The sequence below is a fragment of the Salmonella sp. 741265073_HBA genome (assembly GCF_046569105.1).
GTDB classification, from domain to species: domain Bacteria; phylum Pseudomonadota; class Gammaproteobacteria; order Enterobacterales; family Enterobacteriaceae; genus Salmonella; species Salmonella enterica.
In genome coordinates this window covers 181,852-196,510 of record NZ_JBKFRY010000009.1, presented here as the reverse complement: position 1 = coordinate 196,510, position 14,659 = coordinate 181,852, and the positions used below count along the sequence as shown (strand labels likewise).

Below are 14,659 nucleotides of genomic sequence, written 5' to 3'. Positions count from 1 at the left end.
TTGGTAGAGCAGTTGACTTTTAATCAATTGGTCGCAGGTTCGAATCCTGCACGACCCACCAATGTAAAAAAGCGCCCTAAAGGCGCTTTTTTGCTATCTGCGATATGTTCGGGTCTTGCCTGATGCGCTGCGCTTATCAGGCCTACAGACAACACCGCCGCGTAGGCCGGATAAGACGTTAGTCGCCATCCGGCGCAGACATCATACCGTCAACGCCGCCACCAGTTTCTCCAGTGCTGGCGTTGCCTGCTGCTGGTCATACACAATATACAAATCCGCCGGAATACGTTCCTCTAACGGACGGAACACCACACCCGGCCAGCTCATTTGCGCATAGCCATCAGCCATCAACGTAATCCCGATCCCCATACTGATCATCGCCAACACCGTTTGCGGCTCAACCACTTCCCGAATAATCATTGGCGAGAAACCCGCCTGTTGGCATACACGTTGTAAAAATCCCCAATCAGAATGTACGGAAGGCAACGTAACAAAATATTCATTGCGCAACGCCGCCAGCGGCACAGAATCTCTGGATGCCAGATCGTGATCTTCCGGAACTGCAACCATGAATGCAGATTCATGCAAACGTATGCTGGTAAAACCGACTGCCGGTTCGATAGCCATACGCCAGATCCCTGCATCAAGTTCCCGACGCTCTAACAACGCCATTTGCATACCTGGAGACTTTTCGCGAAAAAGTACTTCAACATTGGGGTTTGCTTTCAAAAAGTGACGCATCGCAGGACGCATTCTTCCCCACAGCGCCGTACCAACCACACCCAGTTCAATGCGCCCCGCTTCACCGCGACCAATCTGCTCCACTCGCGCCAGCGCCTGATTTGCATTGGCTAACAAGCGACGTGACTCCTCCATTAAAACTTTCCCGGCATGGGTTAATGCAACGCTGCGGGAATGACGAATAAACAACAATGTACCCAGTTGCTGTTCAAGTTCTTTGATATGGATACTCAAGGGAGGTTGTGACATATTTAACCGGGCAGCAGCCCGGCCAAAATGCAATTCTTCTGCAACAGCGAGGAAATAACGTAATAGCTTTAGATCAATACGATGGGCTCGTTCCATCACTATCGCACTCCAGCAATAAGGGATAACGTCTGGAATTTACCATATTACCTAGTAAAAAATAGATTTAACGACAAGATACCCAATATACATAAATACAATAGATAACACCCCGGGTAAAACATTTGGTGCAGGAATAGGTATTCGGCATAAAGTAAAAAATGCGCCAATACCAAATCCAATACCGGAGGAGAGAATAATTTCTTTCATGCTGTGTCCTTGTTCATAAAAATGGACTGGCGAACATCCTCTCGCCAGTCAAATAAAATTAATGTGCTAATGATTTGGTCAACAATTTTTCTGGATGGTGCTGATATTTAAAGAACAATGCAAAAATAACGGCCAATGCCAGAGCGTAGGCGGCAAAGACCAGCCAGATGGTTTGCCAATCTTTTACGCCATCAATAGAAAAATAATCCACGGCCATACCGCTTAAAAGAGACCCAATCCACGCCCCCACGCCGTTAACCATGGTCATAAACAGCCCCTGCGCGCTGGCGCGAATACTTGAGTCCACTTCCTGCTCTACAAATACCGACCCTGAGATGTTGAAGAAATCAAATGCGCAGCCATAAACAATCATCGACAGCAGCAATAGCACAAAGCCAAACGGGGATGGATCGCCAAAGGCAAAGAAGCCGAAACGCAGCGTCCACGCCAGCATGCTCATCAGCATTACCGTTTTAATACCAAAGCGTTTAAGGAAGAACGGAATGGTGAGGATAAAGCCCACTTCCGCCATCTGCGAAACTGAAAGCAAGATAGAGGGATACTTCACCACAAAGCTGTCGGCAAACTCAGGATTACGGGCAAAATCATGCAGGAACGGATTACCGAAGACATTGGTAATTTGCAGCACCGCCCCCAACATCATCGCAAACAAAAAGAAGATTGCCATGCGTGGATTTTTAAACAGAACAAAAGCATCCAGTCCGAGCTTACTGGCAAGCGTGGTGTTCGCCTTCTTCTCGGCTACCGGAATTTTCGGTAACGTCAGCGCATACAGGGCCAGCAATAACGATGCGCCAGAAGCGATGTATAATTGCGCATTGCTCAGTTCCAGCCCCATCAGGCTCACCGTCCACATCGCAACAATAAAACCTATTGTGCCGAAAACGCGCACAGGCGGAAATGACGTTACCGGATCCTGACCTGCTTTCGCCAGACAGGAGTACGAAACGCTATTGGATAATGCAATCGTTGGCATATACGCCATCGCATTAACCAACATCACCCAGAACATCGTCTGGGGATCGGTAACGGTGGTGGCGTACAATAACGCCCCCGCGCAAACCAGATGGCAAAGCATATAGGCTCGCTCAGCGCGCAGCCATTTATCAGCAATGATCCCCATAATGCCCGGCATGATAATCGCTGCCAGCCCTTTTGAGCTGTAGACCATACCAACATTCGCGCCGGTAAAATCCAGTGTATTGATCATGTAAGAGCCCAGGGTAACCAGCCAGCTCCCCCAGATAAAATATTGCAAGAACGACATGACTTTTAAGCGGGACGTAATACCCATTTTTTATTCCTTGCCGTGAGATAAAGCCCCAATACGGGGCCGTAGTCATTGTGTTTAGGCCAGCTTACGTAAAAAGCCGCAAATCAGATTTATAAAGTTCTGCCGGGAAAGTTCAGCCGCAGCCAGCGTTTGCGCATGGGAGAGTTTTACATCGCCCAGCCCTTCCGCCAGATTGGTGATCGCTGAGACAGCAACAACTTTGAGACCACAATGACGTGCGCTAATCACCTCAGGGACAACGGACATTCCGACCACATCGCCGCCAATAATCTGCATCATGCGGATTTCTGCCGCCGTTTCGAAGTTCGGACCCGGATAAGAAACAAATACGCCTTCAGTGAGGGGGAATCCCTCCTCTGCCGCAACGGACTGAAGCATGGCGCGATAATCTGCGTCATAAGCATTAGCCAGCGAGAAGAAGCGATCGCCATAACGATCATCGTTTGGCCCCACCATCGGCGTACCGGGCATCGTATTAATGTGATCACTAAGCGCAACCAGGCTACCCGGCCCCACTTCCGGACGCAGAGATCCTGCCGCATTGGTGCAGAACAACACTTCACAGCCCAGTAATTTCAACGTGCGAATGGCATCGGTCATCACCGCCATTCCACGCCCTTCATAAAAATGCCCGCGGCCTTTCATACAGGCCACCGGAACCCCCGCCAGATGGCCGAGCACCAGTTCACCAGCATGGCCGTGTACGGTGCTGACGGGAAATCCCGGCAATTTCTCGTAAGAAATGGCTACCGCATCTTCGATTTGATCCGCCAGAGCACCCAACCCGGAGCCTAAAATAAACGCGACGCGCGGGGTAAATGCCGGTTTATGTGCATGAATAATATCAACACAATACTCAGGATTATGAGAAAAAAGAGCGTGAGGCATAAGTTTCCTTGTTCTATCGGATTTAATTTGACTCCTTTTTATAACGACCATCGCCCCTTGCTGACCAATACACTTTTCACGTGTCATCAATAGCCATTTAATATCGATAGATTTAGATCGCTTCTGTATTAATACAGAGGGAAAACAGTATTGGTTTTTGCTTGCACTTCATATTAACAATATGCCGCTTTCATATTTATAAATTGCCTCTTTTTAATTAACCCATTAATAATTATCGGCATAGGGAAATATGCTATGAAAAAAATTCTTACTCTGACGCTTTCTTCTTTACTCATTATTCCCGCACTCACCCATGCGGAATTTAAAGGCGGGTTCGCCGATATCGGCCTCCATTACCTCGACTGGACATCAGACACCACGGAAAAAACCAGTAAAAAATCCCATAAAGATGATTTTGGGTACCTGGAACTGGAAGGCGGAGCGAATTTTAGCTGGGGAGAAATGTACGGGTTCTTCGACTGGGAAAATTTTTACAATGGCCGCCACGCTAAACCAGGCAGCGAACAGCGTTACACCTTTAAAAATACCAACCGTATTTATCTGGGCGATACAGGATTAAACCTCTATCTCCATGCCTACGGGACGTACGGTTCACCTCATCGCGCTAATTTCCATGATGACATGTTTCTCTATGGTTTAGGCTATAACTTCACAGGTAACGGTTACTGGTTTAAACCCTTCTTTGCCAAACGTTATACCGATCAGACCTACTACACAGGCGATAATGGTTATGTGCTGGGTTGGGTTGCCGGCTATAGCTTCTCGTTGGGTAGTGAGAAATTCAGCGTAACGAACTGGAATGAGTACGAGTTTGACCGCGATGCGTCCTACGCTGCGGGCAATGGCGGGAAAGATGGCATTAATGGCGCAGTAGCGCTGTGGTGGAATGCGACTCCTCACCTGACCGCAGGAGTACAATATCGTTACGCTGATAATAAGTTAGGAGAATCCTTCCTGCAGGATGGCATTATTTATTCCATCAAATACCTGTTTTAACACACTGCCCTGTCAAAAATGGCAGGGCAAGACCGCACCTCACGCACGGACAGATAGATATTTATAGCTGATACAGCGGATCTTTCGCCCTCGCGGCGGTTAATTCGCTGGCCTGGGTACGCACCACGTCCCACAACGCCTGCGCCGCCGTGGAGAGCGATCGGTTTTTTCGCCGCGCCAGCATGAGCTGCCTTTCAACTACGGGCGTCAGCCGTTTAACCTGTAAGTGGCTGCCCTGCGGGAGCGGTAACGCCAGCGCGGGCAGCACGCTGATGCCGATTCCCGCTTCCACCATTGGAAAAAGCGTGGCCGGGTGACCAATCTCCTGAACAATATTGGCATCAATCGAAAAGTGGGCCAGCGCCGCATCAATCAGCGGTCGACTGCCGGAAGCATAATCCTGTAAGACCAGCGACGCCTGTTTAAGATCCTGCCAGCTTACCCATTCCTGATGCGCCAGCGGATGATCCTGGCGACACAACAGTAAAAAAGGCTCTGATAAGATGGCTTCACACTGTAAATCCACCGCTGCGCCAGGATCGATAACGATGCCAAAATCCACTTCTCCCTGGCGGATACTCTCCAGCACCCACTGCTGCGGACGATCGTGCAATACAAAATCAATAGCGGGATAAAGTGAATTACTTTGGGCAATGCATTGCGGAATAAGATGCGCAGAAATGGTTTGGCTCGCGGCAACGCGCACGGTGCCGGTTAATTGTGTCCCTACTCTGCCTGCATCGCGCAGTATGCTGTTCAGTTCATCAAGCACCCGCTCCAGACGCGTCGCCAGTTGTTGCCCCGCCTCGGTCAGCACCACCTCACGCGTAGTGCGATCCAGCAGTCTGACGCCGGTTTGCCGCTCCAGCTCTTTTACGCTATGACTGACCGCAGACTGGCTCAGTCCAATCCTGTCCCCTGCCCGACTGAAACTTTTGGCCTGGGCGACGGTAATAAAAATACGCAGCTGACGCAGTGAATAATTCATCGACTAGATTCATATATAGATGCAATAAATCAATTTTATTTCTCAAAGCGAAAAACGCAAAATAGCTGCACCGACTTTCAGGAGTTTTTATGAAACTTTTTCGTATCCTTGACCCTTTCACGCTGACACTTATCACCGTGGTACTACTGGCCTCTTTTTTCCCGGCGGAAGGCAGCTTTGTGCCTGTCGTTGAAGGCATTACGACAGCGGCCATCGCTCTGCTGTTTTTTATGCATGGCGCGAAGCTTTCGCGTGAAGCGATCATCGCTGGCGGCAGCCACTGGCGGTTGCATCTGTGGGTCATGTGCAGCACTTTTGTGCTCTTCCCTGTCCTCGGCGTACTGTTTGCCTGGTGGGCGCCTGTCAATGTCGACCCTATGCTCTACAGCGGCTTTCTGTATCTGTGTATTTTGCCCGCCACCGTGCAGTCTGCGATTGCGTTTACTTCACTCGCGGGCGGTAACGTCGCGGCCGCGGTGTGCTCAGCGTCTGCGTCCAGTCTGCTGGGCATTTTCCTGTCGCCGCTGCTGGTCGGTCTGGTAATGAATATTCATGGCGCGCAGGGCAGTCTGGAAGAGGTGGGCAAAATTATGCTGCAACTGCTGCTGCCTTTTGTGCTGGGACACCTGTCTCGCCCGTGGATCGGCAACTGGGTCGCGCGCAACAAAAAGTGGATCGCGAAAACGGATCAGACCTCTATTCTGCTGGTGGTCTACTCGGCGTTCAGCGAAGCGGTGGTCAACGGCATCTGGCACAAAGTCGGCTGGGGATCGCTGCTGTTTATCGTCGTGGTCAGCCTCATACTGTTGGCGATCGTCATCGCTATTAACGTCTTTGTCGCCCGTAAATGCGGCTTCAATAAAGCCGACGAAATCACTATTGTTTTCTGCGGTTCGAAAAAAAGCCTGGCCAACGGGATCCCGATGGCCAATATTCTTTTTCCGACGTCAGTGCTGGGTATGATGGTATTACCGCTGATGATCTTCCACCAGATCCAACTGATGGTCTGCGCAGGGCTGGCGCGGCGCTACAAACGCCAGACCGAGATGTTACAGGCGCAGCAGGAAAGCCGCGCCGCGAAAGCTTAAAGCGGGCGTTTCAGGGGCTGTACCAGTTGCGTCAGCCCCTCGGTTTTAATCAGCAGCGTGATTTGCATCAACTCCCCCAGTTTACCCGCCGGAAATTGATCTTTACGGGCAAACCACAGCAAATACTCTTCCGGAAGGTCGATCAATCGACGTCCCTGATATTTGCCGAACGGCATCACGGTGTTGGCGATTTCAACCAGCTGCTCTTTTTCCATCTCAGGCACCCAGTAAGCGGATCATTTCCGCTTCATCAATCACGGTAATACCCAGTTCCTGCGCTTTGGCCAGTTTGGAACCCGCCGCTTCACCGGCAATCACCAGATCGGTTTTCTTCGATACGCTGCCTGCCACTTTCGCGCCCAGCGCCACTAAACGCGCTTTAGCGTCATCGCGGGACATCTGGCTCAGGCTACCGGTTAGTACCACGGTTTTACCGGCAAACGGGCTATCAATCTCTTGCACATTAATGACTACCGGCGCGGGCCAGTGAACCCCTTCCGCCAGTAGCTGCCCAATCACGTCACGATTACTCTCTTCGGCAAAAAAGTTAAAGACGTGCGTAGCGACCACAATCCCCACGTCAGGTACTTTCTGCAACTCGTCAATGGTGGCGGCCTGCAGCGCCTCCAGCGTGCCGAAATAAGCCGCCAGCCCCGCCGCCGTCGCTTCACCCACTTCACGGATGCCCAGCGCATAGAGAAAACGCGCAAAGGTCGTCGCTTTGGCTTTTTCCAGCGCGTTAACAACATTTTGCGCGGACTTTGGCCCCATTCGGTCCAGGCCGGTCAGTTTACCCGCCGTCAGACGGAACAGATCCGCTGGCGTATGGACATACTCCCTTTCCACCAGTTGGTCGATGATCTTATCGCCCATCCCGTCTACATCCATCGCCCGGCGCGACACAAAATGTTTCAGCGACTCTTTACGCTGCGCGCCGCAAATCAGCCCGCCGGTACAACGGGTAACGGCTTCGCCTTCGACGCGCTCTACGTCCGATCCGCACACCGGACAGTGCGTTGGAAACACAATCGGACGCGTCTCTTCAGGGCGTTCGGACAGAACCACGTTGACCACCTGAGGGATCACATCGCCTGCCCGACGGATAACCACCTTATCGCCAATACGCAAGCCAAGCCGTTCAATTTCATCGGCATTATGCAACGTGGCATTGCTGACCAGCACACCAGCCACCTGAACCGGTTCCAGACGCGCTACCGGCGTAATCGCCCCGGTGCGCCCTACCTGAAACTCAACGTCGCGCACAAAAGTCATCTGCTCCTGAGCAGGAAATTTAAACGCCACCGCCCAGCGCGGCGCGCGGGCCACAAAGCCCAGCTGTTCCTGCAAAGCCAGCGAGTTGACCTTAATCACCACGCCGTCGATATCAAAACCGAGCGTGGGGCGATCTTTTTCGACGTTGTGATAAAAATCCAGTACCGCCTGGGGAGAATCGCACAGCGTCACGCGATCGCTGACCGGTAACCCCCACGCTTTAAATTGCAGCAAACGCCCCAGATGCGTATCCGGCAACTCGCCGCCTTCCAGAATACCGACGCCGTAGCAGAAAAATGTTAGCGGTCGCTTCGCCGTAATACGCGGATCGAGCTGACGCAGCGAGCCCGCCGCCGCGTTACGCGGGTTAGCAAACACTTTGCCGCCAGTACGGCGCGCGTCTTCATTGATCTTTTCGAACCCGGCCTGCGGTAAAAATACCTCTCCGCGAACTTCAAGACGCGCCGGAATGTTATCGCCATGCAGCTTTAAAGGAATGGCGCGAATCGTGCGCACGTTTGAAGTGATATCTTCACCGGTGGTGCCGTCGCCACGCGTCGCAGCGCTCACCAGCACGCCGTTTTCATACAGAATGCTGACCGCCAGGCCATCCAGTTTTAGCTCGCAGCACCAGATGACATTTTCCGTGCTTTTTAGACGATCCTGCACTCGCTTGTTAAACGCCAGGAAGCTTTCTTCATCAAATACGTTATCGAGCGACAGCATCGGTACTTCATGGCGAATCTGGTTGAATGCCGTCAGCGGCGCCGCGCCAACGCGCTGCGTGGGCGAATCCGGCGTGATAAGGTCCGGACGTTGCGCCTCCAGCTTTCGCAGTTCCCGCATCAGGCGGTCATATTCGGCGTCGGGAATCTCCGGCGCATCCATCACATGATACAGATATTCATGATGGCGAAGCGTGGTTCGCAGTTCTGTCAGTTGTTGTTCGATTGGTTCCATATCACACCATCAATGATAAAAAACCCCCGACAGGCGGGGGTTACGTTAAAAATGTCACACCTGCGTTAACCTCAGGCGTTAGCGTCCATCACCTCGCGGATGCGGTCCTGATATTCGCGCAGTTTCTGCGGCGTCATCATCCGACGCTGGTCATCCAGCACGACGCCGCCGACCTCATCAGCGATATGCTGCGCGGATTGCAGCATCAGCTTGAAGTTCTGCAGCGCATCGCCGTAAGACGGTACCTGCATAAAGATAGTGACGCCAGGCGTAGTGAAGTCCGTCATTTCAGGATCGAACGTTCCCGGATTGACCATATTCGCGAGACTGAACAAGGCCGGGCCGCTGCCGTCCGGGCTCAAATGACGATGGAAAATATTCATATCGCCAAATTTAAAGCCTGACTGCTGAATACTGTTCAGTAACACTTCACCATTAAGCTCGCTGCCATGATGGGCCGCGACGTTCATAATGATGACCGCCTCTTTACGCTGCGGTTTTTCCACAACCGGCGCTTCTTCCACTACCGGTTCTGCCTCAACCACAGGTTCCGCAGGCTGGAAGGTTTGCGCTGATGGCGGCGGCGCGGGCTGCGCAACAGGCTGCGGCGCTTGCGACGGCGGTGCAGGCTGCTGTTGCGGCGGCTGTACCGGCGGCGCAGATGGCTGAACCTGCTGAGGCTGAGGCGCAGGTTGGACCGGTTGCTGAACCGGCTGTTGCATCGGCGCTTGCGGCTGCGGCGGCGCCGCTGGACGCGGTTGCGCAGACGCATAAGGCGGCTGGTACTGGTGTTGCGGCGACTGACGAGGGGCATCATGCTCCTGCGGCTGGCCGGGGGCATGATTCACGCGGTGAACACGAACTTCACCCACGCCTTCGTCTTCTTCGACATCGTCGTCATACGAGTCGTCGTCGCGTTTCGATTTCATGCGTTTCAGTGGACGATCGCGGAACATAGAAGATCGTTCTTTACGGCTGGTCCAGAAACCATGTACCAGTAAAGCGATTATGGCGATCGCGCCAACAATGATTAATATCAGACGCAAATCCTGCATCATTATATTCTCTGTTGTTCTAACACCTTGCCACCACGGCAAACATTTACTCACTAAGAGTATTTGCCGATTACGTCAAGTGCAAGTGTACTGTTGGCTTTCGCAGCATAAAGATGAAGGAAAATGTGCTTTTTGCTGTTTTTTCGAACATTTCCGAACTATCCACCATCTGATAACCGGGTAAGATATCCCACGTTTACCCAGGGCTTTAAGAAAAAGGAGTATGTCCTGCATATGGTTTCATCATCCACAACCGTACCACATAGCGGCGTCTATTATTTCTCGCAAGGATGGAAGTTAGTCACCCTACCGGGAATCCGCCGCTTTGTTATTTTACCTTTGCTGGTCAACATTGTGCTGATGGGCGGCGCATTTTGGTGGCTGTTTACGCAGCTTGACGCCTGGATACCTTCGTTGATGAGTCATGTGCCGGACTGGCTGCAATGGCTGAGCTATCTGCTGTGGCCGATTGCGGTTATTTCTGTTCTGCTGGTCTTTGGCTATTTTTTCTCTACCCTCGCCAACTGGATCGCCGCGCCGTTTAACGGCCTTTTAGCCGAACAGCTTGAGGCGCGGTTAACCGGCGCCACGCCGCCAGATACCGGCATACTCGGCATCATGAAAGATGTACCGCGCATTATGAAACGTGAATGGCAAAAGCTGGCGTGGTATCTGCCGCGTGCTATTGTGCTGCTGGTTCTCTATTTTATTCCTGGCATTGGCCAAACCATCGCGCCGGTGCTGTGGTTTTTGTTCAGCGCCTGGATGCTGGCGATCCAGTATTGCGACTACCCGTTTGATAACCACAAAGTGCCGTTTAAAACGATGCGCGCCGCGTTGCGCACGCAGAAGGTCGCGAATATGCAATTTGGCGCGCTCACCAGCCTCTTTACGATGATTCCGGTGCTTAACCTTTTCATTATGCCTGTCGCCGTCTGTGGCGCGACGGCAATGTGGGTTGATTGCTGGCGTGCTAAACACGCGTTATGGAAATAACGTAAAATGTATAAATAAGAGATGGCTTAGAGCCTATCCCACCAGGCGTTATTGGCGCAGCCAGTTTGGACACGGACAGCGCGCAAAAACCGGAGCGTACACGTAGTACGTGAGGTTTGACTCGCTACGCTCGCCCTTCGGGCCGCCGCAAGCGGCGTTCAAAACGCTAACGCGTTTTGGCGAGCACTGCCCAGGACCAAAATGGCAAGTAAAATAGCCCTAATGGGATAGGCTCTTATGCTGTCTCTTATTCTATACTGATAACCATTATTTCCCATCAGCATATAGATATGCGAAATCTTTACTTCCCCATATCTGGCTGGAAGGTATGCTGGGAAGGTATCCCAATTTCATATAGTTAAGGACAGGCCATGAGTAAGATTTATGAAGATAACTCGCTGACTATCGGCCATACGCCGCTGGTTCGACTGAACCGTATCGGTAATGGACGCATTCTGGCGAAGGTGGAATCGCGCAACCCGAGCTTCAGCGTCAAGTGCCGTATCGGCGCCAATATGATTTGGGATGCCGAAAAGCGTGGCGTACTGAAACCTGGCGTGGAACTGGTCGAGCCGACCAGCGGCAACACCGGTATTGCGCTGGCGTATGTCGCCGCCGCGCGCGGTTACAAACTCACCCTGACCATGCCGGAGACCATGAGCATTGAACGCCGCAAGCTACTCAAAGCATTAGGCGCGAATCTGGTGCTGACCGAAGGGGCGAAAGGGATGAAAGGCGCTATTCAGAAAGCCGAAGAAATTGTCGCCAGCGATCCGCAAAAATATCTCCTGCTCCAGCAGTTCAGCAACCCTGCCAACCCGGAAATCCATGAAAAAACTACCGGCCCGGAAATCTGGGAAGACACCGATGGTCAGGTGGATGTGTTTATCTCCGGCGTCGGCACTGGCGGTACGTTAACCGGCGTCACGCGTTATATCAAAGGGACGAAGGGTAAAACCGATCTTATCACCGTTGCGGTAGAACCCACTGACTCCCCGGTTATCGCCCAGGCGCTGGCTGGTGAAGAGATCAAACCAGGCCCGCATAAAATTCAGGGCATCGGCGCAGGCTTCATCCCAGGCAACCTGGATCTGAAACTGATTGATAAAGTGGTTGGCATCACCAATGAAGAAGCCATTTCTACCGCGCGCCGTCTGATGGAAGAGGAAGGTATTCTGGCAGGAATTTCTTCCGGCGCCGCGGTTGCTGCAGCGCTTAAGCTGCAGGAAGATGAAAGCTTTACCAATAAGAATATTGTGGTTATCCTACCTTCATCGGGTGAGCGTTATCTGAGCACCGCGTTGTTCGCCGATCTCTTTACTGAGAAAGAACTGCAACAGTGATGCCAGCATGTTAAAAACGCGTAAAAAAGCACCTTTTTGGGTGCTTTTTTGTGGCCTGCTTCAAACTTTCACCTCACCTGGCATTGATTCACCCTGCCGGAACTGGTATTTAACCAGACTAATTATTTTGATGCGCGAAATTAATCGTTACAGGAAAAGCGTTAGCTGAATCGATTTTATGATTTGGTTCAAATCTTCCTTTCGCGGCATAATGTTTAATGACGAGCGAAACGTCAGCGGCCATAAGTTGCCAGCAACGGATTGCGTAGAACACCTTTTGTGTCGCGTCCCGTTTACGCCGGCGCTAACAATACAGGCTAAAGTTGAGCCGCCAGGCTAGACTTTAGTTCCACAACACTAAACCTATAAGTTGGGGAAATACAATGTTCCAGCAAGAAGTTACCATTACCGCTCCGAACGGTCTGCACACCCGCCCTGCTGCTCAGTTTGTTAAAGAAGCAAAAGGCTTCACTTCTGAGATTACTGTGACTTCCAACGGCAAAAGCGCCAGCGCGAAAAGCCTGTTTAAACTGCAGACTCTGGGCCTGACTCAAGGCACCGTCGTCACCATCTCCGCAGAAGGTGAAGATGAGCAGAAAGCGGTTGAACATCTGGTCAAACTGATGGCGGAACTCGAGTAAGTTTTTTTCCGGGTTCTTTTAAAAATCAGTCACAAGTAAGGTAGGGTTATGATTTCAGGCATTTTAGCATCCCCGGGTATCGCTTTCGGCAAAGCACTGCTGCTGAAAGAAGACGAAATCGTCATTGACCGGAAAAAAATTTCTGCCGACAAGGTTGATCAGGAAGTTGAACGTTTTCTGAGCGGTCGTGCCAAGGCATCTGCGCAACTGGAAGCGATCAAGACAAAAGCTGGTGAAACGTTCGGTGAAGAAAAAGAAGCCATCTTTGAAGGGCATATTATGCTGCTCGAAGATGAGGAGCTGGAGCAGGAAATCATAGCCCTGATTAAAGATAAGCACATGACGGCTGACGCAGCCGCACATGAAGTTATCGAAGGTCAGGCCACTGCCCTGGAAGAACTGGATGATGAATACCTGAAAGAGCGCGCGGCTGACGTACGTGATATCGGTAAGCGCCTGCTGCGCAACATCCTGGGTCTGGCCATTATCGATCTGAGCGCGATTCAGGAAGAAGTTATCCTGGTTGCCGCTGACCTGACGCCATCAGAAACTGCACAGCTGAACCTGCAGAAAGTGCTGGGCTTCATCACCGACGCGGGCGGACGCACGTCTCATACCTCCATCATGGCGCGTTCTCTGGAACTGCCAGCGATCGTAGGTACCGGTAGCGTCACCTCTCAGGTGAAAAACGGCGACTATCTGATTCTGGATGCCGTAAACAACCAGGTTTACGTCAACCCGACCAACGATGTTATTGAGCAACTGCGCGCCGTCCAGGAGCAGGTTGCGACCGAGAAAGCGGAACTCGCAAAACTGAAAGATCTGCCGGCAATCACGCTGGATGGACATCAGGTTGAAGTTTGCGCCAACATCGGTACCGTTCGTGACGTTGAAGGCGCTGAGCGTAACGGCGCGGAAGGCGTTGGTCTGTATCGTACTGAATTCCTGTTCATGGATCGCGACGCGCTGCCGACGGAAGAAGAGCAGTTTGCCGCCTATAAAGCGGTCGCTGAAGCGTGCGGCTCGCAGGCGGTTATCGTCCGTACCATGGACATTGGCGGCGACAAAGAGCTGCCGTACATGAACTTCCCGAAAGAAGAGAACCCGTTCCTGGGCTGGCGCGCCGTGCGTATCGCCATGGATCGCAAAGAGATCCTGCGTGACCAGGTTCGCGCGATTCTGCGTGCCTCCGCTTTCGGTAAATTGCGCATTATGTTCCCGATGATCATCTCTGTTGAAGAAGTTCGCGCGCTGCGCAAAGAGATTGAAATCTACAAACAGGAACTGCGTGACGAAGGTAAAGCATTTGACGAAAGCATTGAGATTGGCGTGATGGTGGAAACACCGGCTGCGGCGACAATTGCGCGTCATTTAGCCAAAGAAGTTGATTTCTTTAGTATCGGCACCAATGATTTAACGCAGTACACCCTGGCAGTTGACCGTGGTAATGATATGATTTCACACCTTTACCAGCCAATGTCACCGTCCGTACTGAACTTGATCAAGCAAGTTATTGATGCTTCTCATGCAGAAGGTAAATGGACTGGCATGTGTGGTGAGCTTGCAGGCGACGAACGTGCTACACTTCTGTTGCTGGGGATGGGTCTGGACGAATTCTCTATGAGCGCCATTTCTATCCCGCGCATTAAGAAGATTATCCGTAACACGAACTTCGAAGATGCGAAGGTGTTAGCAGAGCAGGCTCTTGCTCAACCGACAACGGACGAGTTAATGACGCTGGTTAACAAGTTCATTGAAGAAAAAACAATCTGCTAATCCACGAGATGCGGCCCAATTTAC

Annotated in this window: 14 protein-coding genes; 6 read left to right on the top strand and 8 right to left on the bottom strand. The window is 51.8% G+C overall.

Going from position 1 to position 14,659, the window contains the following annotated elements; translation table 11 throughout:
• Window positions 1–201 precede the first annotated feature (201 nt).
• From ACLD3P_RS14170 to xapA, 4 genes are read right to left on the bottom strand one after another with little or no spacing between them, the layout of a single operon-like run.
• Window positions 202–1,086 carry a LysR family transcriptional regulator gene (locus ACLD3P_RS14170; protein ID WP_000438884.1) on the bottom strand — a complete coding sequence of 295 codons (885 nt, stop codon included), beginning with the start codon at window positions 1,084–1,086 and terminating at the stop codon, window positions 202–204.
• A 51-nt stretch (window positions 1,087–1,137) separates the two neighbouring features.
• Window positions 1,138–1,296 (bottom strand): XapX domain-containing protein, encoded by a 159-nt coding sequence (locus tag ACLD3P_RS14165; protein WP_000658727.1) that lies wholly within the window; start codon window positions 1,294–1,296, stop codon window positions 1,138–1,140.
• Window positions 1,297–1,354: 58 nt separating this feature from the next.
• Window positions 1,355–2,611: a nucleoside permease gene (locus ACLD3P_RS14160; protein WP_079981416.1), complete on the bottom strand. Its 1,257-nt coding sequence runs from the start codon at window positions 2,609–2,611 to the stop codon at window positions 1,355–1,357.
• A 54-nt stretch (window positions 2,612–2,665) separates the two neighbouring features.
• Window positions 2,666–3,499: a xanthosine phosphorylase gene (xapA, locus tag ACLD3P_RS14155; RefSeq protein ID WP_001119755.1), complete on the bottom strand. Its 834-nt coding sequence runs from the start codon at window positions 3,497–3,499 to the stop codon at window positions 2,666–2,668.
• Between the two features lie 255 nt (window positions 3,500–3,754).
• Here xapA and ACLD3P_RS14150 point away from each other — a divergent pair, with 255 nt between their 5' ends.
• On the top strand, window positions 3,755–4,516 hold the full coding sequence (locus tag ACLD3P_RS14150; protein ID WP_000722926.1) for an outer membrane protein: 762 nt from the start codon (window positions 3,755–3,757) through the stop codon (window positions 4,514–4,516).
• Between the two features lie 61 nt (window positions 4,517–4,577).
• Here ACLD3P_RS14150 and ACLD3P_RS14145 read toward each other — a convergent pair whose 3' ends face one another.
• Window positions 4,578–5,504 (bottom strand): LysR family transcriptional regulator, encoded by a 927-nt coding sequence (locus ACLD3P_RS14145; protein ID WP_001109835.1) that lies wholly within the window; start codon window positions 5,502–5,504, stop codon window positions 4,578–4,580.
• 89 nt (window positions 5,505–5,593) lie between these two features.
• Here ACLD3P_RS14145 and ACLD3P_RS14140 point away from each other — a divergent pair, with 89 nt between their 5' ends.
• Window positions 5,594–6,592 carry a bile acid:sodium symporter family protein gene (locus ACLD3P_RS14140; protein WP_411006378.1) on the top strand — a complete coding sequence of 333 codons (999 nt, stop codon included), beginning with the start codon at window positions 5,594–5,596 and terminating at the stop codon, window positions 6,590–6,592.
• Here the strand turns inward: ACLD3P_RS14140 and ACLD3P_RS14135 are convergent.
• The 3 genes from ACLD3P_RS14135 to zipA all read right to left on the bottom strand — a co-directional run bounded on the left by ACLD3P_RS14135 (window position 6,589) and on the right by zipA (window position 9,882).
• Window positions 6,589–6,807, bottom strand: a complete 219-nt coding sequence (locus tag ACLD3P_RS14135; protein ID WP_001519708.1) for a DUF3820 family protein — start codon at window positions 6,805–6,807, stop codon at window positions 6,589–6,591. The two genes, ACLD3P_RS14140 and ACLD3P_RS14135, sit on opposite strands and share 4 nt — an antisense overlap.
• A 1-nt stretch (window position 6,808) precedes the next feature.
• Entirely contained in the window at window positions 6,809–8,824 is a 2,016-nt protein-coding gene (ligA, locus tag ACLD3P_RS14130; protein WP_411006379.1) for an NAD-dependent DNA ligase LigA, read from the bottom strand.
• Window positions 8,825–8,895: 71 nt separating this feature from the next.
• Complete coding sequence (gene zipA / locus ACLD3P_RS14125) at window positions 8,896–9,882, bottom strand: cell division protein ZipA (protein WP_000983114.1); 987 nt, start codon at window positions 9,880–9,882, stop codon at window positions 8,896–8,898.
• 231 nt (window positions 9,883–10,113) lie between these two features.
• On the opposite strand from zipA, the gene cysZ reads away from it, so the two are divergent.
• From cysZ to ptsI, 4 genes are all read left to right on the top strand, one after another.
• On the top strand, window positions 10,114–10,875 hold the full coding sequence (gene cysZ, locus ACLD3P_RS14120) for a sulfate transporter CysZ (protein WP_000255004.1): 762 nt from the start codon (window positions 10,114–10,116) through the stop codon (window positions 10,873–10,875).
• Window positions 10,876–11,246: 371 nt separating this feature from the next.
• Window positions 11,247–12,218 (top strand): cysteine synthase A, encoded by a 972-nt coding sequence (gene cysK / locus ACLD3P_RS14115; RefSeq protein ID WP_000036904.1) that lies wholly within the window; start codon window positions 11,247–11,249, stop codon window positions 12,216–12,218.
• Between the two features lie 383 nt (window positions 12,219–12,601).
• Window positions 12,602–12,859, top strand: coding sequence for a phosphocarrier protein Hpr (gene ptsH, locus ACLD3P_RS14110; protein WP_000487600.1), 258 nt, complete (start codon window positions 12,602–12,604; stop codon window positions 12,857–12,859).
• Window positions 12,860–12,907: 48 nt separating this feature from the next.
• Window positions 12,908–14,635, top strand: a complete 1,728-nt coding sequence (ptsI, locus tag ACLD3P_RS14105; RefSeq protein ID WP_000623118.1) for a phosphoenolpyruvate-protein phosphotransferase PtsI — start codon at window positions 12,908–12,910, stop codon at window positions 14,633–14,635.
• Window positions 14,636–14,659: the final 24 nt, after the last annotated feature.